Annotated in this window: 28 protein-coding genes and 1 other annotated feature; of the genes, 1 reads left to right on the top strand and 27 read right to left on the bottom strand. The window is 43.1% G+C overall.

Features of this window, described 5'->3' with window-relative positions; translation table 11 throughout:
• Positions 1–7 precede the first annotated feature (7 nt).
• Positions 8–2,278, bottom strand: coding sequence for a protein translocase subunit SecDF (gene secDF / locus AZE41_RS08840; RefSeq protein WP_067208203.1), 2,271 nt, complete (start codon positions 2,276–2,278; stop codon positions 8–10).
• A 181-nt stretch (positions 2,279–2,459) separates the two neighbouring features.
• Positions 2,460–2,780 carry a post-transcriptional regulator gene (locus AZE41_RS08835; RefSeq protein WP_067208200.1) on the bottom strand — a complete coding sequence of 107 codons (321 nt, stop codon included), beginning with the start codon at positions 2,778–2,780 and terminating at the stop codon, positions 2,460–2,462.
• A 96-nt stretch (positions 2,781–2,876) separates the two neighbouring features.
• Between AZE41_RS08835 and AZE41_RS08830 the strand changes: the two genes are divergently transcribed.
• Positions 2,877–4,394, top strand: coding sequence for a putative polysaccharide biosynthesis protein (locus AZE41_RS08830; RefSeq protein WP_067208198.1), 1,518 nt, complete (start codon positions 2,877–2,879; stop codon positions 4,392–4,394).
• Here AZE41_RS08830 and AZE41_RS08825 read toward each other — a convergent pair.
• The 25 genes from AZE41_RS08825 to AZE41_RS08705 all read right to left on the bottom strand — a co-directional run bounded on the left by AZE41_RS08825 (position 4,388) and on the right by AZE41_RS08705 (position 25,546).
• On the bottom strand, positions 4,388–5,029 hold the full coding sequence (locus AZE41_RS08825; protein WP_067208196.1) for a DUF421 domain-containing protein: 642 nt from the start codon (positions 5,027–5,029) through the stop codon (positions 4,388–4,390). The genes AZE41_RS08830 and AZE41_RS08825 overlap by 7 nt on opposite strands.
• Positions 5,030–5,163: 134 nt before the next feature.
• Positions 5,164–5,427 carry a preprotein translocase subunit YajC gene (yajC, locus tag AZE41_RS08820; protein ID WP_067208193.1) on the bottom strand — a complete coding sequence of 88 codons (264 nt, stop codon included), beginning with the start codon at positions 5,425–5,427 and terminating at the stop codon, positions 5,164–5,166.
• A 40-nt stretch (positions 5,428–5,467) separates the two neighbouring features.
• Positions 5,468–6,607 carry a tRNA guanosine(34) transglycosylase Tgt gene (gene tgt, locus AZE41_RS08815; protein ID WP_067208191.1) on the bottom strand — a complete coding sequence of 380 codons (1,140 nt, stop codon included), beginning with the start codon at positions 6,605–6,607 and terminating at the stop codon, positions 5,468–5,470.
• 1 nt (position 6,608) lies between these two features.
• On the bottom strand, positions 6,609–7,658 hold the full coding sequence (gene queA / locus AZE41_RS08810) for a tRNA preQ1(34) S-adenosylmethionine ribosyltransferase-isomerase QueA (RefSeq protein ID WP_067208188.1): 1,050 nt from the start codon (positions 7,656–7,658) through the stop codon (positions 6,609–6,611).
• A gap of 29 nt (positions 7,659–7,687) precedes the next feature.
• The gene (ruvB, locus tag AZE41_RS08805) at positions 7,688–8,698 is read right to left on the bottom strand and encodes a Holliday junction branch migration DNA helicase RuvB (protein ID WP_067208186.1); all 1,011 of its coding nucleotides are present in this window, start codon (positions 8,696–8,698) and stop codon (positions 7,688–7,690) included.
• A gap of 133 nt (positions 8,699–8,831) precedes the next feature.
• Complete coding sequence (gene ruvA / locus AZE41_RS08800) at positions 8,832–9,437, bottom strand: Holliday junction branch migration protein RuvA (protein WP_067208183.1); 606 nt, start codon at positions 9,435–9,437, stop codon at positions 8,832–8,834.
• 287 nt (positions 9,438–9,724) lie between these two features.
• Positions 9,725–10,960, bottom strand: coding sequence for an ATP-binding protein (locus tag AZE41_RS08795; protein WP_067208181.1), 1,236 nt, complete (start codon positions 10,958–10,960; stop codon positions 9,725–9,727).
• 187 nt (positions 10,961–11,147) lie between these two features.
• Positions 11,148–11,876 carry a YebC/PmpR family DNA-binding transcriptional regulator gene (locus AZE41_RS08790; protein WP_067208179.1) on the bottom strand — a complete coding sequence of 243 codons (729 nt, stop codon included), beginning with the start codon at positions 11,874–11,876 and terminating at the stop codon, positions 11,148–11,150.
• Between the two features lie 11 nt (positions 11,877–11,887).
• Positions 11,888–12,757 (bottom strand): phosphotransferase, encoded by an 870-nt coding sequence (locus tag AZE41_RS08785; RefSeq protein ID WP_067208177.1) that lies wholly within the window; start codon positions 12,755–12,757, stop codon positions 11,888–11,890.
• Positions 12,758–12,764: 7 nt separating this feature from the next.
• Positions 12,765–13,895, bottom strand: coding sequence for a LysM peptidoglycan-binding domain-containing protein (locus tag AZE41_RS23050; RefSeq protein ID WP_067208174.1), 1,131 nt, complete (start codon positions 13,893–13,895; stop codon positions 12,765–12,767).
• 437 nt (positions 13,896–14,332) lie between these two features.
• Positions 14,333–15,223, bottom strand: coding sequence for a prephenate dehydratase (pheA, locus tag AZE41_RS08775; RefSeq protein WP_067208171.1), 891 nt, complete (start codon positions 15,221–15,223; stop codon positions 14,333–14,335).
• Between the two features lie 15 nt (positions 15,224–15,238).
• A complete protein-coding gene (locus AZE41_RS08770; protein ID WP_067208168.1) occupies positions 15,239–15,694 on the bottom strand; it encodes an ACT domain-containing protein in 456 nt (151 codons plus the stop codon).
• Positions 15,695–15,751: 57 nt separating this feature from the next.
• Positions 15,752–17,044, bottom strand: coding sequence for a GTPase ObgE (obgE, locus tag AZE41_RS08765; protein WP_067208165.1), 1,293 nt, complete (start codon positions 17,042–17,044; stop codon positions 15,752–15,754).
• Positions 17,045–17,055: 11 nt separating this feature from the next.
• Entirely contained in the window at positions 17,056–17,574 is a 519-nt protein-coding gene (locus AZE41_RS08760) for a Spo0B domain-containing protein (protein ID WP_067208162.1), read from the bottom strand.
• Between the two features lie 284 nt (positions 17,575–17,858).
• Complete coding sequence (rpmA, locus tag AZE41_RS08755) at positions 17,859–18,149, bottom strand: 50S ribosomal protein L27 (RefSeq protein WP_067208159.1); 291 nt, start codon at positions 18,147–18,149, stop codon at positions 17,859–17,861.
• A gap of 15 nt (positions 18,150–18,164) precedes the next feature.
• Positions 18,165–18,491 (bottom strand): ribosomal-processing cysteine protease Prp, encoded by a 327-nt coding sequence (locus AZE41_RS08750; protein ID WP_067208156.1) that lies wholly within the window; start codon positions 18,489–18,491, stop codon positions 18,165–18,167.
• 6 nt (positions 18,492–18,497) lie between these two features.
• Entirely contained in the window at positions 18,498–18,806 is a 309-nt protein-coding gene (gene rplU, locus AZE41_RS08745) for a 50S ribosomal protein L21 (RefSeq protein ID WP_067208153.1), read from the bottom strand.
• A gap of 13 nt (positions 18,807–18,819) precedes the next feature.
• Positions 18,820–18,893 (bottom strand) — a sequence feature (ribosomal protein L21 leader region).
• A gap of 42 nt (positions 18,894–18,935) precedes the next feature.
• Positions 18,936–19,547 (bottom strand): M50 family metallopeptidase, encoded by a 612-nt coding sequence (locus AZE41_RS08740; protein ID WP_067208151.1) that lies wholly within the window; start codon positions 19,545–19,547, stop codon positions 18,936–18,938.
• Entirely contained in the window at positions 19,544–20,095 is a 552-nt protein-coding gene (locus AZE41_RS08735) for a hypothetical protein (protein WP_156475998.1), read from the bottom strand. Before AZE41_RS08735 ends, AZE41_RS08740 begins: the two co-directional genes overlap by 4 nt.
• Positions 20,096–20,365: 270 nt before the next feature.
• Positions 20,366–21,361, bottom strand: a complete 996-nt coding sequence (locus AZE41_RS08730) for a nuclease-related domain-containing protein (protein ID WP_067208145.1) — start codon at positions 21,359–21,361, stop codon at positions 20,366–20,368.
• 247 nt (positions 21,362–21,608) lie between these two features.
• Positions 21,609–22,406 carry a septum site-determining protein MinD gene (gene minD / locus AZE41_RS08725; RefSeq protein WP_067208143.1) on the bottom strand — a complete coding sequence of 266 codons (798 nt, stop codon included), beginning with the start codon at positions 22,404–22,406 and terminating at the stop codon, positions 21,609–21,611.
• A gap of 1 nt (position 22,407) precedes the next feature.
• Positions 22,408–23,079, bottom strand: coding sequence for a septum site-determining protein MinC (gene minC / locus AZE41_RS08720; RefSeq protein WP_067208140.1), 672 nt, complete (start codon positions 23,077–23,079; stop codon positions 22,408–22,410).
• A gap of 22 nt (positions 23,080–23,101) precedes the next feature.
• Positions 23,102–23,626 carry a rod shape-determining protein MreD gene (gene mreD / locus AZE41_RS08715; protein WP_067208137.1) on the bottom strand — a complete coding sequence of 175 codons (525 nt, stop codon included), beginning with the start codon at positions 23,624–23,626 and terminating at the stop codon, positions 23,102–23,104.
• A complete protein-coding gene (gene mreC / locus AZE41_RS08710; RefSeq protein ID WP_067208135.1) occupies positions 23,623–24,510 on the bottom strand; it encodes a rod shape-determining protein MreC in 888 nt (295 codons plus the stop codon). The genes mreD and mreC overlap by 4 nt, the downstream gene beginning before the upstream one ends.
• Before the next feature lie 19 nt (positions 24,511–24,529).
• Positions 24,530–25,546: a rod shape-determining protein gene (locus AZE41_RS08705; protein WP_067208132.1), complete on the bottom strand. Its 1,017-nt coding sequence runs from the start codon at positions 25,544–25,546 to the stop codon at positions 24,530–24,532.
• Positions 25,547–25,600: the final 54 nt, after the last annotated feature.

Here is a 25,600-nt window from a genome sequence, read left to right as displayed (position 1 = left end):
ATAGGTGTTAAACGATAGGTTCGTCTGAACCCCATTGTTTCTTCTTGTCTTCGACTTTAATGGCACCTTTTTCATTGATTTCACGTTTCTTCAGATCAAACCAGATTTGAGCTGAGATGAAAATCGATGAATAAGTTCCCGCAAACAATCCAATTAGAAGTGCGATTGAGAATGTCCGGATTGATTCTGCACCGAATAGCATAAGCGCTACTACGACAATGATAACAGTGAGTACCGTATTTACAGAACGTCCAAGTGTCTGACGCAATGATTTGTTAACGATATCCGCCAGTTCTGCTACATCATCGATACGACCTCGATGGTTGATATTTTCCCGTATCCGGTCAAATGTCACAATCGTGTCATTGATGGAATAACCAACAATCGTCAACACGGCGGCGATGAAGGTGATGTCGACTTCTAGACGCAAAAGACTAATTGCTGCTACCATAAAGAACACATCGTGGAGAAGTCCGACGATGGTCGCGACCCCCATACGCCATTCGAAACGAAGTGCAACGTAAATAACGATACCAAGCATGGCAATAAGCAATGCTTTAATGGCGTTTTTCGCAAGTTCCTTACCAACTGTTGGTGAAACAGTTGATATATTTGGATCTTCGCCATACTCTTTTGCAAGATCAGCTTTAAATTTGTTGACTTCTTCTTGTTTAAACTCATCTACGTAACGCATGACAGCCATATTCCCCGTATCGCCAGAAATAACGATATCAGTTGAAGGGTGCCCGATTTCATCTAGATAAGTAGATATTTCATCTTTCGTCACTGGATGGTCTGCAAGCACTTCAACACGTGTACCACTCGAGAAATCAATACCGAGGTTCAGCTTGAAGATTCCAAGCGCAATGACACCACTAATTAGCAATACTGCTGAAATGGCATAGAATTTTTTGCGCGAAGCTACGAAATCGAAACGATCAAATTTCGTTGTCAGTTCCAATGTTTCAATATTTTCTTCGGGTGCATGAACCCTACTTTTCGGAATGCCGAACCATGCTGTTTTCCCATCAAACACACCACTATCGACGAGAAGACCCAAGAGTATACGAGAGCCCCATACAGCCGTCAAGAAGCTGGCCAGAATACTGATGATAAGGATTGTTGCGAAGCCTTTCACTGAGCTTGTCCCGAATATAAACAGGACAACTGCTGCAAGAAGCGTCGTGATATTAGCATCTAGAATGGCGGTGAAAGAATTTTTCGCTCCAGCCATAAACGATGTCTTGATAGATTTACCAACACGTAATTCTTCTCGTATCCGTTCATACATCAAGATATTCGCATCGACTGCCATTCCAACTCCGAGCATGAGTGCCGCAATACCAGGCAGCGTAAGCACACCATTAATCAGCGTGAAGACGAGCAAAATGATGAAAATATAAACCGACAATGTAATAACTGCCACAAAACCTGGCAGGCGGTAATACACAAGCATGAATAGGAAGATAAGCGAGATACCGATTACTCCCGCAAAAATTGTCTTGTTAAGCGCTTGTTCACCGAACTGCGCGCCGACTGATGTCGAGTAGACTTCCTTAAGATTAACAGGTAATGCACCTGCGTTTAATATTCCAGCAAGATTTTTCGTCTCTTCTAAAGAGAATGATCCCGATATTTCAACGTCTGATGAGTTAATCGGGTTTGCCACATAGGGTGCGGAAACGAATTTAGGTTTTTCTTTCGTTACTTCCGCTCTAAATGAATCTTCACCTTCTATGAAGTCTAACCAGATGACCATTACGTTCTCTGGTTTTTTTTGTGAGATTGATGTTGTCACTTCACCGAATTTAGTCGGTGATTTCATTTCAAGCGTAACAACCGGGTTACCATTTTCGCCAAAGTTAGCCTTGGCCTTCCCCTCTTTCAAGTCGTTTCCGTCTAGAAGGAGATTGTCATCGGCATCCCTGAACGTCAAATTTGCCTGAGTCGAAAGTAGCTCCCTAGCTGATTCTTGGTCCTCGACTCCCGCAAGTTGCACGCGAATCCGGTTACCCGACTCGATTTGGATACTTGGTTCACTTACCCCAAGTACGTCAACCCGATTTCTTAGTGCATTCGCTGTATCTTTAACCATTTCTTCTGTTATATCTGGGGCGCCGTCTTTCAAAGGTTCAACTTGATAAAGGACTTCAAAGCCGCCCTGTAAATCTAGACCCAGTTTTACATCGTTCACTACCGGTTTCGCAGTCGTTCCAATCGTCAAGCCAAACACGACGATTAATAATAGAAACGCTACGATCCGTCCTCTTCTTTTCATAATCCAATTTCCCCCTCTAAATATGGAGTGCAACTGTACGACATTTATCTATGTACATACTCCGAGAATAGCGACAGCGCCCCGCAACAACTAGGCGCTGAATACTACACAATTATAAAAACACAATATGTCTATTATGAAACACAGTCATTCATGTGTCAAATTGTCACGTTTGACTCTATCATAACTCACTTTTCGATTTATGTGGTGTCAGTAAGATTTGAAGTTCTTCACTGTTCAAGTCGGTAAACCAGTTTGCACCACGTTGTTCTTCAATCTGTGTAAACGTCATATATTCTGCTGGTGAGATTTTGAGGATTCCATTTGCAATTTCATGCATCCCCATGTCCTCGATATTTTTTTTACGCCATTTCTTCTGGACGCAAAATGTCCAAATGTCCTCTTCGGTTACTGTTGTATAGCCGTACAGATGAAATTCAGTCTTTTTGCTTTCAATTGCAGGCAGCATATGTGTGAACAGTTGTCCGAATCGTCTTGGCATCTTTTCCATCCCTTTCCTGGACAGTCGTAAGTATGGATATTTCTGCATAGGTTTAGTGTATACGAAATGACCGGAATTGAGAAGGAGTTGTTTAAATTGTCTTCATTCATCCGCGGAACTGTCGTACTGATGGTTGCCGTCTTCCTAACCAAGCTTTTAGGATTCGTCTTCCGGATTCAATTCATGCGGATTGCAGGCGAAGAGGCGGTCGGCATCTACATGACCGCTTATCCCGCTTTTATCTTTTTCCTGTCACTTGTTCAGCTTGGTGTACCGATTGCCATAGCCAAAGTGATTGCCGAACTCGAAGCGAAAGGGCAATCCGTAAAAATCCCTTCTCTTATGAAGACAGCTTCCTTCATCACTATCTTGACGGCAGTAGTATTCATTCCAGCTTCTATTTTGTTCGTTCCCTACCTAGCTGAAACACTTCTCGGTAATTCTGCTTCATCCACCACACTATATGTCGGAATCGCAATCGTACCTATCGCTGCTGTTGGGGGCTTGATCCGCGGATATTTCCAAGGTATCGCACGAATCGAAGAAACCGCATGGTCACAAATCATAGAACAAATATGCCGTATCACGCTAATCACATGGCTTTTACCGCATCTCCTCGTAGCTGATAATACTGCACTGAGTGCCGCTTATGCGATGGGCGTTACGCTTCTTGCGGAAATGCTATCCGTCCTTTATTTATTGTTCAAATATAGGCAACAAAAGAAGCGAATACCAAAACAGCAGGAGAAACTCAAGCGCTATCCAATGGAACCTTTGCTAGCCATCGCTTTGCCATCGTCTGGTAGCCGCCTATTCGGTACGTTCACTTGGTTCCTTGAGCCGATTATCTTCCTCCGAGCACTCGCATTTTCAGGTGTTTCAGCTGTAGCTGCCACAACGTTGTACGGCATTGTATCCGGTGTCCTTGTCCCGTTGCTCCTATTTCCGGCGTTCATCCCATATGCCTTGTCTGTTGTCCTAGTGCCCGCCGTAAGCGGAGCAGTCGCATCAAATAATACGAGAAAACTGAAAGAACGAATTCATCTTTCGCTCCGCCTGTCCGCATTAACAGGTACGTTTGCAGCAACTGTGTTTTTCATTCACGGTGAGGATTTGGCAGTAAAGTTATTCCATGTCACCCAGGGTGCTTCCTATATGGCGTTACTTGCTCCAGTTTTTTTCTTTTATTATATCCAAGGCCCGCTCTATTCAATTTTACAAGCAACGGGCGATGCCAAGGCAGGGATGATGAACTCCGTATATGGTGGTATTGCTAAACTGGCGGTCATGTTCATCCTCGCTTCCCAGCCTGGTTTACAGGTGACAGGGGCAGTCCTTGCGATCGGCTTTGGCGTGCTTATTACATCATTCCTTCATATAGCAACACTTCGGAAAAACAAATCGACCGCTTCCGGCTTCACCATATTTGCTCTGCCTTATGCTTCATTTATCATGACCTGTATTATGCGACCAATCTTCATCCCAATTGGAGATTTTGGTTTATTCACAGAATGTGCAATCACAAGTGTTTTCCTTCTTGTGATACTTATTTTGACGGGTCAAGTTAAAAAAAGTGATCTGTTTCTGTTCAGGAGACTACTGAAAAGTCATTGATAACTCTCTTTCAACTGAAACTTCAGTCCATCATTTTCAAATGAACAATAGAAAATCTGTTCAACATCATTTATTCCGAGGTTCAGTAGTTCTTCTAAAAGCCACTCTTCGGTTTTATCGATAAGTTCAAGATGTTTACCTTGGATAACACCATCGGAAATAAGCGAAAGTACAGGTTGGATACTGTCGTGTTTAAAGACGGACAAATTTCCTGATGGTTCCAAATAAGCGAATGAGACTTCATGAACAGAGCCAATCTGTTGTTCACGAAGTTGCTGAAATAAATCGTCAAGATTATAACGTTGTTTCCGCATTTCATGCTCAATTATTTTACCGTGCCTAATAATAAGTGTTGGTTCACCATCGACAATATCTCTAAACCTCTTACTTCTCATTGAAAAATAAGAAGAAACGACTTGAATGACGAGTAAAATAAGCATCGGTATGACGGATTGAATCAGATCTTTGTCGGGGGAATCGAGTGCAAATGCAGCAACCTCTGCCATAAAGACGAAGACCACAACATCGATTACACCCAGCTCGCCGACTTCTCGTTTACCCATAATCCGTAAGATGATCAAGATGAGCACATAAAGAAATACCGTCCTAAAACCGATAATTAATAAATCGTTCATAAAGATCTACCCCTTTTACGAAAGGATGCCCTTTACACTTCTGCTTATATACACGTTAAGTACGGAAAAAGAGGCGATTGCCTGAATGGGAAATTTCCCATTCAGCCAATCGCCTCTTCAAATTCTTACAATACTTAAATTGATTCTGTTACACGGCCAACAGCTTGTCTATCGAACTGAAGTGTCGTGCCTTCAGAAACTTTAAGAAAAACCGATGAATCATCTACAGCGTCAATCGTGCCGTGAATGCCACCAATTGTGATGACCTTATCTCCACGTTTCAAATCTCCTTGCATCTGCTTCGTCGCTTTCTGTTTCTTTTGCGCCGGTCTGATTAGCAAGAACCACATCACTGCGAACATCGCAACGAATGGCAATAGTTGTGTTAATGAACCCATATATATATCCCCCCTTCAATCAAGATTCATTATACTAGATTTAAAAGTTTTTTGCATTCGGTTTATTAAATCCGTAGCTCTCAAAAAATTCTTCACGGAAATCTCCCAGTCGATCATGGCGAATTGCATCCCTTACTTGCTCCATTAAATTAAGTAGGAAGTGGAGATTATGATAAGAAGTCAGCCTGATTCCGAAAGTTTCATCCGCTCTGATAAGATGGCGAATATAAGCCCTGCTGTACGTTTTACAGACATGGCAGCTACATTTTTCATCAAGAGGACGGAAATCACGCTCGAATTTCGCATTGCGGATATTCAAACGTCCTTCACTCGTCATAAGCGTACCGTTTCGAGCAATACGAGTCGGTAGGACACAGTCAAACATGTCTATACCGCGGATAGCACCGTCAATAAGTGAGTCAGGCGAACCTACACCCATCAAGTAACGCGGCTTGTCCTGTGGTAGAAGCGGTGTTGTGTGTTCAAGGATACGGTTCATAATATCTTTCGGCTCGCCAACAGACAAGCCGCCGATTGCATAACCTGGGAAATCAAGTGACACAAGATCTTTTGCACTTTGAGCACGTAAATCCTCAAACTCGCCACCTTGTATAATGCCGAATAGTGCTTGATCTGCCGGACGTGCATGTGCTCCTAGGCATCTTTCAGCCCATCTAGATGTCCGTTCAACGCTAGCTTTCATATATTCACGCGTTGCAGGGAACGGCGGACATTCATCGAAAGCCATCATAATATCTGCGCCTAGTGAATTCTGAATTTCCATCGCTTTCTCGGGGCTAAGGAACAATTTACTACCGTTCAAATGATGTCTGAAATGGACACCTTCCTCTTCGATTTTACGGAATTCGCTTAGTGAAAACACTTGAAAACCGCCTGAATCGGTCAGAATCGGTCTATCCCAGTTCATGAACTTATGTAGTCCGCCTGCCTCTTCAATGATATCCTGACCCGGACGAAGCCACAGATGATAGGTATTACTTAAAATAATGCCTGCTCCGACTTCTTTCAGCTCTTCAGGTGATAATGTTTTGACAGTTGCCTGTGTACCAACCGGCATAAATGCTGGTGTTTCAAATGAACCGTGTGGTGTATGGACGATTCCAAGACGTGCTCCGGTTTGTTTACAAGTTTTGATGTGTTCGTATGTAACTGCTGTCATTTTATGATTCCTTCCTTTGTGACGGTTTTATGAACATTGCATCTCCAAAGCTGAAGAAGCGATATTTTTCCTCAACCGCCCTGTTATATGCTGCTAAAATATGTTCTCGAGTTGTTAGCGCTGAAATCAGCATGATCAACGTCGATTTAGGTAAATGAAAATTGGTTAATAGTCCATCCAAAATACTGAATGTATAACCTGGATAGATGAAAATCGACGTCCAGCCGCTTGAAGCCACAATTTTACCGGCATTTTCCGAAGCGATTGTCTCTAGTGTTCTCGCAGACGTCGTACCGACCCCTATGACGCGTCCACCTTGTGCTTTGGCTTCATTTATTGCATCCGCTGTTTGTTCAGTGACATGATAATATTCTGAATGCATCGTGTGATCCTCAATTGTATCTGCACTGACTGGACGGAATGTGCCAAGACCGACATGCAGTGTAATGAATGCGATATTGACGCCTTTATTCTGGATACTTTCTAGGATTTCATCGGTGAAATGAAGTCCTGCAGTTGGTGCTGCTGCCGAACCTCGTTCTTTGGCGAACACTGTCTGATAGCGTGCTTGATCATCCAGCGTTTCAGTAATATATGGTGGTAGTGGCATCTGCCCAAGTTCATCTAGGATTTCATAAAAAATACCGTCATAGATAAATTTGAATGTACGTCCACCTTGTTCCAAAATCCCCGTGCACTCTGCTTTCAGACGTCCGTCACCAAAAGTGACAATCGTACCAAGTTTCACACGTTTCGCAGGTTTTGCTAGCGTCTCCCACTCGTCATCTGCCGTTTGCTTCAATAGTAACACTTCAATCATGGCTCCAGTATCTTCTTTCACACCCATTAATCGAGCAGGCAGCACCCGCGTATCATTGAGTACGAGCATATCTCCCGACTCTAGCTCTTCGAGAAGATCACGAAAATGACGGTGCTCTACTTCCCCTGTTTTTGGGTCAAGCACCATAAGACGGCTTGCTGTGCGGTCTAGTAACGGTGTTTGTGCTATTAGATTATCTGGTAAATCGAAATCAAAATCATTTACATCCATCGTCTATAAATTCTCCCTTTATAATTGAATTAGAAATCGTTGTGCTCGGGAATTGGATAGCCAAAATGTTCATATGCAAGACGAGTCGCAATCCGCCCACGCGGTGTCCGTTGGATAAAACCGATTTGAAGGAGATACGGTTCGTAGACATCTTCAATCGTTACCGATTCCTCGCCAATACTTGCAGATATCGTATCAATTCCAACAGGCCCGCCACGAAAGCGCTCAATCATTCCCGTAATCAACTTATGGTCAATATGATCAAGACCACGTGAATCGACTTGCAGCATTTCTAGTGCTTCATTTGCCATTTCCATTGTAATGCTCCCGTTGCCTCTTACTTGTGCATAGTCACGCACACGGCGCAACAGTCGGTTTGCAATACGCGGGGTGCCGCGAGAACGGCGTGCTATTTCTATTGCAGCCTGTTCATCAATTGCTACTTCAAAAAGGCCTGAGCTACGAATGACAATTTCCTTGAGCGGCGCAACTTCGTAATACTCGAGGCGCAGTGGAACACCGAAACGATCACGTAGCGGCGCCGATAATGCTCCTGCACGGGTTGTCGCACCAATCAGTGTGAATGGCGGCAAATCAAGTCGGATAGAACGCGCAGAGGGCCCTTTTCCGACAACGATATCCAAACAGAAATCTTCCATGGCAGGATACAGCACTTCTTCGATTGTACGGTTCAGCCTATGGATTTCATCGATGAATAATACATCCCCTGGTTCGAGAGATGAAACGACCGCTGCGAGATCGCCAGGGCGTTCAATTGCAGGGCCACTGGTCATGCGGATATTGACGTCCATCTCATTGGCAATGACCGTTGCAAGCGTCGTCTTACCGAGACCTGGTGGTCCATACAATAGGACATGATCCAAACTTTCGCTACGGCCTTTTGCTGCTTCGATGAAAATACCGAGGTTTTCCTTCACTTTTTCCTGTCCTATATACTGACTAAGAAATTGCGGTCTAAGCGATTGTTCAAAACGTTCATCGAAATCCGATGCTTCTCCGGAAATAACACGTTCCTCCATTGTCCGCCCCCCTTTCTGCCGTTGCTATATATGTTGAGATAAAGAATTCCATTGAATTCGCTACGGCTACCACTTGTAAGGCGACTTCGCTTAGTTTAAACACGGGATTCATTACTTCAATTTATCCATACAATTAGTTCTGTTTTAATAATAACCGAAGTGCCATTTTCATGTAGCCTTCTGTATCAAGTTCTTCTTTTTCTAATTTAGGTTTCACTTTTGTCAGCTCGCGCTGTGAGTAACCGAGTGCTTCTAGTGCAAGTATTGCTTCATCAAGTGCACCATTTTCCGCCATTGTCAGAAGTGTGATATCCTCATCTGGTATGTCCATCGCATTAAATAGATCATACAACTTCCCTTTCAAATCGAGGATCATCTGTCGTGCCGTTTTTTTCCCAACTCCCGGAAATTGAACAAGGAACGTTTCATCCTCCCGTTCGATTGCACCAATTACTTGTGAAGGGACGCCGCTAGCAAGTATTGCCAAGGCACCTTTTGGACCAATACCGGATACCGTGATCAATTTTTTGAACAACTCCCGCTGTTCCAAGGATTTGAATCCAAGAAGCAACTGGATATCTTCACGTACATGCAGATAAGTAAATACTTGTTGGATTTCTTCTGTTTTATGAAAAGCATACGGATTGGGCGTCATGATGAGCCAGCCAATCCCACCCTGTTCGAGTGTGATATGTTCAGGCGTCACACGTGTGACCTGCCCTTTTATGTAGTCGTACACGCTACTCTCCCCCTATATATAGAACCGATTATACCATACGAACGCACTTTCTACCTTTAACTTGAATCTTCAGAAGTTCCTGCTGATTAGTGGAACTCAGACTGAAAACACCGTATCCAGTGGCTAGCCCAATTCAAAAAGTGATCATAATTATGACCAGGCGTAGTTAATTGGTTGTTGGTATGCAAAAGAAAAGATGACCGCTTTATCGGCGGTCATCGGTCATTCACTCACATTAATCTAGATTACACTTATCATAGCAATTACCACACTATTTATCAATACAGTTATACAGGTATGTATAACAGAAAAGTTGTTCCCTTCCCTACCGTACTTTTCACTTTAATTTCCCCTTTAACATTCCTGATGGTGCTATAAACCATGAACATTCCAAGGCCTGTTCCTTCTGTTTTTGTAGAATAATAAGGTTTTCCCATTTGTGAAATCCCTTCTCTTGTCATGCCGCTCCCACTGTCTTGAATCTTTATCAAGATTTTTTTCTTGTGTTCCGACACATCGACATAAAGCACGCCACCGTGATCCTGCATTGATTCGATACCATTTTTAACTAGATTAATGAGACATTGCTGCATCTGATTTTCATCATATGTTGCTTTCAGCGTATTTGTTGAACGAACAAGGATTTCAACTCTATTCCTCTTCGCATACGGTTGCATAATATTCTCAACATACTTTATATCTTTTGCAAAATCAGAGAAAACCATATTTTCACATTGTGGTTTCGAAAACGTTAAAAAGTCACTGACAATAGTTTCTGCTCGTCCTAATTCTTTCAACGAAAATTCAATATATATTTTTTCATCGGCATTAATCGTTTTGGACTCATTTAACAGTTGGAGAAACCCGCGTGTTACAGTAAGTGGATTTCTGATTTCATGAGCAATACTTGCCGAAAAATGACTAACGTCTCTCATTCTTTCTGCTTGCACATATATTTCGCGCCTTTTGATGTTAGAAATAATTTTTTCAATTAAAGCCATTAGTATAAAGGTCGCCATTAGATAAGTGCTAAGCGTATAAAATACCAAGTACCAAAATTCGCTTGTCAGTTTCGGAAATTTAAAGCTCAATGTGAAAAAGTAATACGTCATAGTAAGAAAAGTGACGCAGATCGCAATAAAAATTCGCCATCGCGAGTTTTGTTGCTTAAATTTCGCACTTAATAACGGTACCAAAATAAGGACCGCCGTCGAGAGAGCAAGCGACTGAAAAATCCCATCTCCACCGATAAAGAACCGATACGCATTTAGAATTATATAAAGTGGAAAGGCCATTTTGTATCCGCCAAAAAGGGCGACAATAATAAACGGAACATATCTTAAATCAACGATATATCCTAACTCCAATTTAATTGGGAATGCCATACAAAAAACGAGCGTCACAGAGGACAGTAACATAAGCAGATATTTATTAAAATTAGTTAACCCATTTTCAATGAAAATTACAGCAATCAGAATCGGAAAGAGTAAAAACAAAAAGTTCAATAATAATGTTTCAATCAAAAGAAATCACCTTCCCACGACTCCTATTACGTAATTACTTTTTTTTAGATGCACAGACACAATTAGATTGTACACTAGTTTACTGATTGATATGTATATTATTTTCACTGTTCATCTATCACAATAAATATCCATCCACCATTCTTAAACGGTGGATGGATATTAGAATGAATCCTATTTAAAGGGATTAATCTTGGTCTTCTGCATTATGGTAGATATCCTGAACGTCCTCATCATTTTCGAGTACTTCGAGCATCTTTTCAAATTGCTCTTCAGCATCTTCGCTAAGGACCGTGTACATAGAAGGAATCATCTCGATGTCCGCCGAAATGAATTCGATTCCTTCCGCTTCAAGGGTCTCTTTCACTGTTAAAAAGTCCGTTGGTTGCGTAATAATTTCAAAGCCATCTACTGTCGACTCAATATCATCTGCACCTGCTTCAAGCGCCGCCATCATAACTGCATCTTCATCAGTACTGTCCGTCCGTTCGATGAAAAGACGTCCCTTTCGGTCAAACATATAGCCTACCGAACCACTTTCACCGAGATTACCGCCGTTTTTGCTGAAGGCGACACGCATATTCGGCGCAGTTCGATTACGGTTTTCTGTTAAGCAGTAAACAAGTACTGCCACTCCTCCAGGACCATATCCTTCATAGATTACTTCCTCATAGTTTTCATCCGCGCCAGCACCCGTCGCTTTATCGACTGCACGTTTAATCACGTCGTTTGGAACATTAACGCCTTTTGCTTTTTCAATAGCCAAACGAAGAGATGCGTTCGATTCTGCATCAGGTCCGCCTGCTTTTGCGGCTACAAAAATTTCTTTCGACATCTTTTGGAAAACCTTACCGCGTTTTGCATCTTGTGCGCCTTTACGGTTTTGGATATTTTTCCATTTAGAATGCCCTGCCATAACCTTACCCCCTATGTGTTAATCCGTTCTACATCATACCATAATTTTGGCCAATGTGAGAGTGCGGACTCAGTAAAGGGGACCAGTTGCTTCGCCTGTCTTTCTCTTCCAGACGGTGACAATGTGAAGAAATGAAGCCATTCCCGAAGAATTTCATTTGGAAATAGAAGCAGTGTCTTGGAAGCATAATTCAGTCTTCGAAGCGACGGCTGTTCATCAAACAGAAAATCAATGTCGTATCCTATTTGTGGCAACACTCGATGAATCCAGAGCGCAATTTCAGTACCGGCTGGCCCCGTACTCGCTAGATCGAAATCGATGAAACGGATGACGCCATCTCTATCACGCAATATATTATGATGGACGACATCACCGTGAAGCAATGTACCATTCAGATTGTCTTTATAAGTTTTCTTCACTGCGCTAATCGCGTTCAATGCATAAAATAAGATTTCATCGACAAGGCCTTTTCCAATATACGCCTCACACTCTCCACCAATTTCACGGAAACGGCTGATCCGGTCTTCCCACTTCGCGATAAGGGGGTACGGATGCAGATAGGGTGAGGCGTGCCAGTCGAGTTGTGCTTTTGTTTCATGAAGTGCATGAAGAGCAGCAAGCGAATCCGTCCGATCTGCCCTTTTCTTGAAGTTGACTGCCTTCGCACCATCCAACCATGGCTGAACAAACGTCAGTTGATTCTCTTGGGACACTACATCTACAATATGCGGGAAAGAAACAGAATGAAGAGCTTCATGTACACGTTGTACTTTCATCGCGGTGGAGTTGGACTGATATCGCTTCACCGAAAAGCGCTTGCCATCACTCTCTAACTTCCACACATTATCTTTTATTTTTTCTAATTTCCCATCCAGCGCCATATGCCGGTCAATACGCTCCGAACCAGTTGGAACCTTGATTAGGAGGCATTCCAGAATAAGGAGTTGCCTGTTGCATGCATGAAGGGCAATTGCATGGATGACCATAAAAGATCGGAACCATCATTTGCTGACGATGTTGTTGGTGCTGACCCTCGCAGCCACACCCTTGATGATAACCTGGTTGCGGCATTGCAGGATAACCGAATTGTCCGGGATTCCATTGACCTTGTACAGCTGGTGATATAGCCTGCGGTACGTAGCCCGGCCCAGGTGGACACGGAGCAGATGGTTGCAGGTCAATTTCAGGTGATTCTTCATACATATACTCTGGTGAATACTCAGCGGCTGGTTGCATAACCATTTCAGCCGTCTCTTCAAACATAAAATCAGGCGATTCGAGCAACTGCCACCCTTCTACCATAGGTATTTCTAAAGGAGATGTTGCAGGGCCTTGGCCAGAGAAAATCGGTGATTCTTGTTCATACATCGGAAATTGAGTCGATGGTAAAGGAGCGTGGTGCATCGGTTGTTCTTGCCTTGGCATCGCCTGGATTTGCCCCGAATGCATGAACGGGAAACAATCTGCGTCAAAAATCGGCATCCACCCACACGGAATACCTATCATCGGATGAGCAAATGTTTGTGGCGGATGCATTGGCATTGGCATCGGCATTGGTGTTGGTGTTGGTGTTGGTGTTGGTGTTGGTGTTGGCGTTGGTAACGGTATGGGAGCTGGCACTGTTGGTTGTACTGCTGGTGGTGCTGGTTTTGGTGGTGTTGGTTTGGATGGTGGTACTGGTGTTGGCGGTCTTGGCGTTGGTGCTGGTGGTCTCGGTGTTGGCGGTATTGGGACTGGTAGCGGCTTTGGTGTCGGTGGTTTTGATGTTGGTGGTTTTGGCACCGGTATTGGCGGCGACGGTTTTGTACCCTTTGGAGGATGCGGCGTCACCGGCCCTTTCCCTTTTTCAGGATGTTCAGCATTATGCTGTCTTTTTGGCAAGAAAATTTTCATTCCAGGAACAATATAATCTGGATTAGCAAGATGCGCATTCACCCGCTTTAAATCTTCAAACGGGATACCGTATTGACGCGCAATCTTCCATAGCGTATCCCCTTTTACAACAATATGGACTTCCACTTAAAAATTTCCCCCTTCCGTCAATCCATCGTATGAACGGACGCCCGTCTGTGTGACGCTCATCTTTAACGAGATATCCTCTCTTGCCATGTATATGCGGAAGTGGGTTATTTATTCTAAAGAAAAGCGGAAGACGCCGTTTAGCCCCGACAAGTAGGAGGGATGGAGTTCAATCCCTCCCTGCTGTAGTTCTTGAAGATAAAGGCGTACTATGCCTTTTCTGTAAGACTGAAACGACTCGAGGGGCTGGCGCTCAAGTCTAGACACTAAGAAAAGCGGAAGGCACCTTGGTAGACCCGAAAAGCGCTGGAGGGCCTTAAGTGAAAGGCGCTTTTTGCCTTTAACTTAAGGACTGAAGCGACTCGAGGCGCTAGGCGCTGGAGTCTAGACACTAAGAAAAGCGTATACTTTATTTCCCAATAAAAAAACCACCACGGTCATATTGAATGACGTGACGGTAGTTGGTCGTATATGAAATATGAACCGAATGAACGAGCAGTACAATTCAGTGCGCTGAGTTCTTCCATCGCACCTTTCATCATCGGGTGGTCTTCGGATTCCATTACATCGATAATGAAGAAGTAATTGCCAAGTCCTGTTTTTAATGGCCTTGATTCAATTTTACTTAAATTGAGTCTGCGCCATGCAAAAACGGATAAAACCTGGTGCAGCACACCTGAACGGTCATCTTCTGGTAATTTTACCATTAATGTCGTTTTTAGATTTGCAGAATGGCCATTTGTTTCCAAACTTTCTTTTCGCAGGGATAATACGACGAATCGCGTATGGTTAAAATGAAAATCGTGAATATTCTCCTCTGCGATATGTAGACCATATTTTTCAGCCGCCAACTTATTTCCGATTGCCGCAACCTTCACTTCCGGGTTTTCGGAAATATATTTGGCAGCTGCCGCCGTGGAGGTCGTCTGGATAAGCGGGACACGACGGTAATGGTATTGCAAATATTTATGGCATTGCGCAAGGGCATGGGGATGGGAATTGATGGATTCGATTTCAGTGATAAAAGGAACTTGCTTTTTATTGACCATAAGATGCTGTTCGATTGGTATCGATATTTCAGCATTGATGAACAAATCTGCTCCATGGAACAAGTAATCGATGGTCATCGGAACGGATCCTTCCAACGCATTTTCAAGCGGGACAATCGCATAGGCGACACGCCCTTCCGCCACAGCCTCTATACAATCCGGTATCGTAGGTTGAGGTATCAATCCCGAATTTCCAAAAAGAGTGCTTGCCGCAACGTGCGTGAATGATGCTTCCGGCCCTAAATAAGCGACAGTCGGCGTATATCTTTCATTTCCCATACTAGTATCCTCCCATCAGAGTGCACCTGAACTGATTAAGACAACTGAATCGACAAAGTCAGGTGCTTTCAACCGTTGCAGGAACTCTTCCATTTTTATGATCATTTCTGTTACATCGAGTGACAAAGTAATATTAGCCCGTGCTTGAACAGGAATGGTCTGATGAATTGTCAAGACATTACATTTTGACTCAGAGACAATCTGCAACAATGTCGCAAGCGATCCTTTCCGGTCTTCCAGCTGAATGAAAATCGTTAGGATACGCTCACGTGCAATTGATTCGAACGGATAAACAGTGTCACGGTATTTATAAAATGCACTACGGGATAATCCTACCCTCTTCGTGGCATCTTGTATCGTCGATTCCTCTCCGCTTGCCAAAAGCCTTTTCGCTTCTAACATTTTCAGCATCGATTCTGTCAGTACGTCTTCCCTTACAAGATAAAACTGACCTTCCCCCAACTGCTTCATAGGATATCCCCCTTCGTGCGTAGCTTTTGTCATTTTTTAGTCATTCATTCCACCTGATTAATCTACGAAGTCAAATTCGAAGTCAAGAAGTCGCACAGTATCTCCATCTTTCGCGCCACGTTTACGGAGTTCATCATCTACACCCATAGCACGCAATTGTCTCGCGAATTTACGTACGGATTGGTCAAAGTTGAAGTCGGTCATTTTGAACAGACGCTCAATTGTATAGCCCGACAATACGAATGCGCCATCATCATCACGCGCCACTTTAAACAACTCTGCTTCTCCATCATATTTGTACAGAACTGAGTTCTCTTTGTCTTCGTCCTCAATTTCATGCATCGGGAATTCCGGTGTCGTTTCAAGGAGATTTGCAACCGCATGTAGCAATCCGTCAAGTCCAGTTCTTGTGAGTGCTGAAATTGGGAAGATGAGTGCATTGCTGTCATTCAGTTTTTCCTTGAAGACTTTTAGATTCTCTTCCGCTTCAGGCATGTCCATTTTATTTGCAACAATGATTTGCGGACGTTCTGTTAAACGTAAGTTGTATTGTTCTAACTCCTCATTAATTGTCAAGAAGTCCTCGAATGGTTCACGTCCTTCAAGGCCGGACATATCAACAACATGGATGATGACGCGTGTCCGTTCGATATGGCGTAAGAACTGATGACCGAGACCAATACCTTGGTGCGCTCCTTCAATCAATCCTGGAAGGTCAGCAAGCACGAAGCCACGGTGATCATCCGTTTCAACCATTCCTAAATTTGGAACAAGTGTCGTAAAATGATAATCTGCAATTTTCGGTTTTGCAGCGGAAACGACAGATAATAACGTCGATTTCCCTACGCTTGGGAAGCCGACTAGTCCTGCATCCGCTAGCACTTTCAATTCTAGGTTAATTTCTTTATTAGCGCCCGGCTCACCTTTTTCAGATAGTTCAGGTGCAGGGTTTGACGGTGTCGCGAATCGGCTATTCCCGCGTCCTCCACGGCCACCTTTAGCAATGATTGCTGTCTGACCGTGTTCAACGAGGTCAGCGATGATTGAACCATCTTCTGCATCTGTCACAATCGTACCAGGTGGAACTTTGACAACTACATCAGTTGCGTTCTTCCCGTGCATATTTTTACTGCCACCATGCTCACCGCGTGGCGCCTTGAAATGACGCTGGTAACGGAAATCCATCAGTGTACGCAATCCTTCATCCACGATGAAAACAACGTTAGCACCTTGTCCTCCATCACCACCGGCTGGACCACCATATGCGATATACTTTTCTCGACGGAAAGCAACCATTCCATCACCACCGTCGCCGCCTTTTACATAAATCTTTACGTGATCGACAAACATTTATTTTCCTCCTATTGTCCACTAATTGTGAACGTCCATTGATTTTGCGAAAGTGTCTCTTCAACTGTAATGTTTCCGAGTGCCACCGGTTCTAACAGATTTTTTTTCATGTGGGCATGCACAGTAATCGTAATTGACCAACTTTCGGCTGTTGCCTGCACATCGATCTGCGTTTCGTACTCAGAAGTCGGGTCCAATGTTTTTTCAGCTTCACTAAACATTCGTTCTAAATAAGTTACAACTGCCGCATCATCAGCTTCCCGGATTCCGGATGCTATTGTACACGTCATCGTTTTTGTAAAAGCACCATATAGCCAGTCGAACGTAGTAAGCCATATCTCAACGGCTGGAAGTCCGAGCCTTTCTAATAATGCCACTTCACGCATTCGATTGGTTGCTTCCAAGATCTTTTGTTTTGCTTCCGGTAGTTTATCAAGATCGATATAGAGCAAGACTAATTGAAGTTCATTTAAAAAATCATGTCTTGCAAATTTCAGCGCTTCCGCCGTGGTAAGTTTACTGTTCCCCATTCCCATTCACCGCCAACAATTTTCATGTATATAGTATAGCATCTGTTGCCTAGAAATGCGCAAGACGCCGTTTAGACGCTAAAATCGCTGGAAGGCTTGAACATAAAGGCACTCTTTGCTTTTTCATCAAGTAAGAGGGATGCAGTTCTAATCCCTTTCCACTGAAGCGATACGAGCGTCTGGCGCCTAGACAACAATATAAGTAGAAAAAGCACATTTTCTTCTCTCGGAAAAAAAGAAAAAGGACTGCATATTCGTATGCAGTCCTTTCTGTCGTACGTATATTAAGCTTCCTGAACTTCAGGGTATACGCTAACTTTCTTTTTGTCACGACCAAAACGTTCGAAACGAACGACGCCGTCAACTTTTGCGAAAAGAGTATCGTCACCACCGAGACCGACGTTTTCACCTGGATGAATTTTCGTTCCGCGCTGACGATAAAGGATTGAGCCGCCAGTAACAAACTGTCCGTCCGCGCGTTTTGCGCCAAGACGTTTCGAGTGAGAGTCACGACCGTTCCGAGTAGAACCTACCCCTTTTTTCGATGCGAAAAACTGGAGATCTAAACGTAGCATGTATGCCACCTCCTACTATTTAAGAATAATTTTTATATGTTGCCCATAGTCATTTTCAATCGTCTGCAATGAAACAATCATCGCCTTTACAATCAACTGTGTATCGTGATCGTTTTCTTCAGTTTCAGGAAAACTGACTTTCAAATAGCCACCGTCAGATCCTTGTTGAATCTCAGGGGTTTTGCCTGTAAGTGCAATAATTGCATTGACAGCACCAAATGATACTGCAGATGCAGCTGCACAGACAAGGTCTTTTCCGTATTCTGCAAAATTAGCGTGGCCTGTCATCTCAAAAGAGTTGATACGACCGGATGATTGTTTCTTGATGATGATCTTGATCATGCCGGCTTACAGGTTAATACCGTCAATGACGATTTTAGTGTATGGCTGACGATGACCTTGTTTTTTGTGATAGTTCTTTTTCGGCTTGTATTTGAAAACAGTGATTTTTTTAGCACGGCCCTGTTTAACAACAGTTCCTGTAACTGTAGCGCCTTCCACGAATGGAACGCCTACTTTCACGTCTTCTCCACCTACGAATAGAACTCTGTTGAAAGTGACAACTTCGTCAGCTTCACCAGCTACTTTTTCAATGTAGATTTCCTGGCCTTTTTCAACTTTGATCTGTTTTCCACCAGTTTCAATAATTGCGTACATACTTGCACCTCCTCTATAATTACAGACTCGCCTTCCAAGGTGATCCGTACGGATACTTGTACCTTATCAGCGCGGTTGTAGCACGGGTGCTACAAACAATAACATTTGAATATTACCACGTATATTTAATTACGTCAACCTATTTAATTTTATTTCTGCAAATGCTTTTTCATATTTTCGGAACCGAAAAGCGGAAATGTTTTGAAGCAAGAGGAACGTTGCCAGGAGAATGTAGGGCAATGTCTTAGGTATATCAATTGATAATAGGATAATACTAGCGCAAAGAAGTAGAATTGAATGCAGCAAAACGAGCGAGCGTGTGCGATAAACGGAACCTTCTGTTTCGAGCAGCGCACATATTGCCTGTCCACCATCAAGCGGTAGAATGGGAAGTAAGTTAAGCACTAGCAATGCAACTTGAATCCGGATAACTTGGTCGTCACCCGGAAATGGAATCCAAATCGCCATTAATAATAGGAGCAACGTTGCTAAAGGACCGCTGAGCGCGACGAGGAGACGATCTCTTCTTGGTGCCATATGTTTATTCCAAATAACGATTTCGCCACCGTAAGGCATGATTGTACAAGATCGTATGCGCATTCCAGTAAGATAGGCAGCAAGGAGGTGCCCAGCTTCATGAATCAGAAGCGAAATAAAGATAATGGCATAAATCGAAATGCTGCCGGTCATGATTAAAAATAGAAAAAAAGGCAAAAGAACAGGATGAAGCTTAAATTTCATTGTTCCCCGCCCGAAAGATATGTCGGCAAAAGCGACGCATCCATTTTCACACCATCACGCTTTACCTTCAGATAAATCGCCCCCTCATCCATTAGCGCCAGCGTGTCCCCTTTTTTCACAGCTGTATACGGCAGTTTGACAACTTTTCCAACGTAACCATACGTCACTTCATCCCCACTATCATATAACACCGTAACGGTTTTCCCCGATTCGCGGGTGAAACCTGTAAAAATGACAAGCCCGTTCTCTTGCGCATCAATCGTTAACGGTTGTGTATAGGATACAATCACACCCTCTTTATATGGCTGCATTGATTCATACGCGGAAAAAGGGTCTTCCTGATGGGGATCTGCCATGACCGCGATTTGGTCAGCAGCCGGATCTTTAATTATTGTTGCCACCCATTTTTTCATCGCTATAAAGTCCTTGCCAGACGTGACATACTGCGTAACAGGTTCCCGTATCACACCCGCATCCTCCAACTTCGCCACACCAATCACCCCGAGCGTCAACACAATTGCCATCATCCACTTCGTTCTCCATTTCAACCGGTCACACCACCCGTTTTTTTTAGTATATGACGTAGGTGGGGGGAATATTATGGGCGGTTGAACGGAATTTATCGAAAGTGGAGTTCGTATAGTTCTATTTCTGCGAGAAAAGTTGGGCAGCAAATACCCGTTATCTCTCTTTGGTTGCAACTTTTTGGTTCTAATTGCAACTAGCGAGTTTTAACTGCAACTTCGGGATTTCAATTGCAACTTTCGAATTCTAATTACAACTAGTCAAACCTAATTTCAAACCTCCTATTTCAACAACTATTTTTTCAACTCTTCCCGAATAAATTCCGATAATAGATGTTTTTCATCTCTAATTTGAAATAATCTATACCTTGTCTTCGCTTTTTTTATTTCAGCATTATTATTAAGAACACGTATCGCAAAGTAAATGGAGTCATGCTGCATGAATTCAATCGCACTTCTACTCGTAATTTCCGGTCCAAATAATAAACGATATTCCTGTAGGGTATTGAGATGAGCATCACGTGATTCCTTTCCGCATTTCCCACAACACCATCGCGAATGCTTTCTTAGCATTGGAATGTAATCACACTTTGGACATCTGACCCCTTTCTTCACTTTATCAACCGAAATATAATAGTCAACGATACTAAATGGTTTTTCTAGTCTATCTTCGGTCAAAAGCTCAAATGCCAAACGCTTGCATATTTCATTCGCGATCACACGTTTAGTACGACTCTCTAAAAATTCGATATATTCCACCAGTGAATCAATCGGAATCGTTTTCCAGTTTTCCGATGCTTGCATAACGATCCCCGCACGGCTAACGAATACGATAAGTCCATTGGCGGACATCTCGACCCCTATATTACGAAGAAATGAATTGATAATAGTTGTCGACCGACTTAGCTGCGCTTCCGGGTTCCTCATTCCTTCCTTTTTCCCTTCGTCGTTCAGCCTATAAAAATGTTTATTAACGGGATCAAAATAAAATTCCCCCCGCATATTTTTTATTTCTATTACCAAAATGAAATTAGGATGTATAAGTAATGTATCAATTTGAACTTCCTTTTTTCCAACCTTGATATTCAGATTCTGCAAAACGTAATAGGGCATCTTTAGTTCAAGCTCTTTCAAATAATTATCAACTTTCAATTCACCCGCAAATCCCCCTCGACTATTTTTATAATCAGACTTAATTCTTTTATACATTTCATCGGATTCCGATATACGTGAAACAAGCGATGCTAGCCCTGCAAAAGCCCCTGGAATACCTCGTTTTTTAATTATCAATCAAAATCTCCTCCTATTTTGAATTTCTCATTGAAAAAGTATCGATTTCTAACTTCAATCGCGGAACCCAATTCGTTTACTATCGCTAATTGCAACTCTCAATGCTTAACTTCAACTCTTGAAACCTAATTGCTACAATCCACGTTTAATTGGAACTTTCGAATTGTAATTTCAACTCTTCCATTTTCACCACCTAAAATTCACAAAAAACCCCCAACACAAAAAATATGTGCAAGGGGTTTTAGGGTTATTTCACAAATATCGATTTAAGTTTACCGAAGAATCCAGGTTTTCCCGTGGTAAGAGACATAAGCGGAACTGATTCGCCGAGGATACGGCGCGCAATGTTACGATAGCCAATTGCTGCAGGATTCGCTGGATCCATGACGACGGGCTCCCCTTTGTTTGAGGAGGTGATGACGTTCTCATCGTCTAGGATGATGCCGAGCAAGTCGATAGACAAGTGTGTCGTAATGTCGTTGACATCAAGTGCATCTCCGCTATTCATGAGATGCCGTCTGATGCGGTTGATGATCAGTTTCGGGGGTTCTATGTCTTCCTGTTCAAGCAAACCAATGATTCGATCGGCGTCACGAACGGCCGAAATTTCAGGAGTCGTAACGACAATGGCACGGTCAGCACCAGCAATGGCATTTTTGAAACCTTGTTCGATTCCAGCCGGACAGTCAATCAATATATAATCATAATCCCGTTTCAGTTCAGTAACCAAGTTTTTCATCTGTTCAGGATTGATTGCGTTTTTATCAGTAGTCTGAGCAGCCGGCAATAAAAAGAGACCGTCCTCGAAACGTTTATCCTTCACGAGTGCCTGTTGAACTTTGCAGCGTCCTTCAATAACATCCACTAAATCATAGATGATACGGTTTTCAAGGCCGAGAATGACGTCAAGATTACGGAGGCCGATATCAGTGTCAATCAGACACACTTTTTTACCTTGGAGAGCCAGTGCAGTTCCAAGATTTGCGGATGTCGTCGTCTTGCCGACACCACCTTTACCAGATGTTATTACGATTGCTTCTCCCAAACTAGCTTCCTCCTTTGAATGATGACAGACCAGGCCGAAGAATCCGGAGTTCCTGCAGACGGTCGATGGCAATGAAGCCGTTCGGATGCAAATAAGCACATTCCATTTCCGGTTGTTCCGACAAAATCGTTAACTCATCCGTCATCGTTTCCATTTTGTCCGCGATTATAAGATGTGTTGCTTCAAGCCAAGAAGCCGCGATCACAGCCTTCGTATTGCCGCTCGATCCTGCATGAGCGATCCCCTTCAGTCTACCAAGTACATAAATGCTGCCCGCAGCGACGACGCGGCCATTGGGATTCACGTCACCAATGACAACGAGATCCCCTTCTGCCTGCACAACTTGACCCGATCGCACGATGCCGATGTAGGTTTCAGATTGATTTTCAAGTACTTTTCTATTGCATTCTTCCATCGTGATAACATCACTTTGGATTTTTGATACACGTAAATTTGGAGAATCATGAATCGCGTTCATTATCTCTCGCAATTCTTCTTCATTGCAGTAGCGACTACCCGTATGAACCTGCACTTCCGCAAGTCCTTCCAAGCCGTCTTCCTCCACTTTTCTGCGGAGCTCGGCAATCATGTCCGAATAAGCGCATTTGTCGTCAAGCCGAAGAACAAGACCGTCTTTTGTCCCTTTTATTGTTACATATTGCTGTTTCGTCATTTGCGTCACCCCGCATTTTCTTTTACAAAGTTTCGCCCTGTCGCTCTACTACTCTTTTATAAATAAGTGTTTTGAAAAACCAACCGAACATACCAACGAATATTGAGTTGGCAATTATCGTTGGAATAAGTCTCCCTGTAATGAATTCATCCAATCCAATAGATGTCAATGAAACGAGACTAGCAAAAAAGTATGATAGTACTTCGAGCACGATAATCAGAAGTAAGGCCAAGAACATCACCGTAACAATATGGCGGTGGATTTGGCGAATAATTAGTGTTGCAATAAAGCAGATCAAAGGATAGAGAAATGCATATAATCCAATAATATCAATATGGTACATATCATACAAGAGTCCAAGCACAATTCCGTAAATGATTGCATGTTTTCTACTGTAATAGACAGCTATAAAAATAAGGTACACGATAACAAACCGCGGAACAAGCGTATAGCTATCACTACCAATGTTCACCGGTGAAAACAGACTGAATACAGGCTCTAGGAAAAACAACAATACGGCAATAAGAGGGATGACGGATCGGATCATGATCCATCCTCCCCCTCAGTATCCGCAGAGCTGTCCCCGTCTGTCCCCTGAACAATGGATGAGCGCTTAGCAATGATAACATGGTCCAACAACGAAAAGTCCGCTGCCGGCCGGATATACGCCAACTTCGTCAGTCCATAATCATCTGTCGATACTTCTGTTACTTCTCCAATTAAAAGCCCTTTCGGAAAAATACCACCAAGACCAGATGTTATGACTTTCTGACCGACTTTGACTTCGAAACTAGAGTCAATACGTTTCATAATAAGCTCACTGCGTTTAATGTCGTACCCCTCGATAAGTCCGTAAGTCTTTTCACCTGCAACAACTGCAGCAACACGGAAATTACGATTCTCAGTCGACAATAGCTCAACTGTGGACGTAAACTTTGTAACAAGTACAACTTTTCCAACTAGGCCATCCGCTGTAATGACCGCCATATTCTTTTCAATACCTTGATTTTCGCCCTTGTCTATGATGATTTTCTCTTCCCACTGGTCAGGGTTCCGCGAAATGACCGTCGCCTGGACCGGATCATAAACACGCAATTCATCTTTTTTGCCGACAATTTCGAGCAGGCGTTCATTTTCTGCTTTCACATCCGCCAGCTCGGCTTGTCCAGAGGCGTATTCGCTTAATCTTACTTTTAAATGTTTGTTTTCTTCATATGTATTCAAAATCCCATCAATATTCCCAATAACGTTTGTTATGTAAAGCGCCGGCTTCGAGAATAGTGACTGCCCGAAGCCGACGACATCTTTCACAACTTGTTCTGGAAGGGAGGCATTCTGCCGGTCTTTGAGGGAGAATGAAATTAATGCCACAAGGATAATGACGCCCACGAGCAGTAATATCAAACGTTTATTTGAAAAAAATCGCGGCATTGCCCATGTCCTCCCTTACTTATCTACCTTGCATTTTTTTGATCAATTCAAAATTATCAAGTGCTTTACCTGTACCGATTGCAACACAATCAAGTGGATCTTCAGCTATGAAAACAGGCATTTGTGTTTCATCAGAAATGACTTTATCAAGATTCTGGAGCAATGCACCACCACCTGTTAGTACAATTCCGCGTTCCATAACATCCGAAGATAATTCCGGAGGTGTTGTTTCAAGCGTCTTCTTCACACCATCAATGATTTGTGCAATTGACTCACGCAATGCTTCTGCGATTTCATCAGAAGAAATTTCGATTGTTTTCGGCAGACCAGTCAAAAGATCACGTCCACGAATTTCCATCTTCTGTGTATCGCCGATTACTTTTGCAGAACCAATTTCAATTTTAATAGCTTCTGCAGTCCGTTCACCGATAGTCAAATTATACATTTTGCGGATATAGCTAATAATCGCGCCATCCATTGTGTCGCCACCGACACGGATTGACTCGCTTGTTACAATGCCGCCAAGTGAAATGACCGCAACTTCTGTTGTACCGCCACCTATATCGACGACCATACTACCAGTAGGTTCCCAAACAGGTAGATTTGCGCCGATTGCAGCCGCAAACGGTTCTTCAATTGTGAACGCTTCTTTTGCACCGGCTTGACGTGAAGCATCGATAACCGCACGCTGTTCAACGGAAGTAATTCCGTAAGGCACACAAATTAGGACGTTTGGCTTTTTCCATGCTCCGCCCGACGTTTTCGTTGCCTCTTTCATGTAATGCTCAATCATTGCTGTCGTAATTTCAAAATCAGCAATAACGCCGTCTTTCATCGGGCGCGTTGCCACGATAGATCCAGGTGTACGACCAATCATATTTCTCGCAGCGCTACCGACTGCTACAATTTCACCAGTATGTGTATTTTTCGCTACTACTGAAGGCTCTCTGAGGACAATGCCTTTTCCTTTAATGAAAACTAATGTATTTGCTGTGCCGAGGTCAATCCCGACATCTCTAGATCCAAATCCAAACAATTGTGTTCTTCCTTTCTGCTAAACCGTTAATTACGGCATTCATGAAATCATACA

Origin of the sequence: Sporosarcina psychrophila (assembly GCF_001590685.1) — a bacterium.
GTDB lineage: Bacteria > Bacillota > Bacilli > Bacillales_A > Planococcaceae > Sporosarcina > Sporosarcina psychrophila.
The sequence above is the reverse complement of the archived record's forward strand: the minus strand, read 5'-3'. Positions and strand labels throughout refer to the sequence as shown.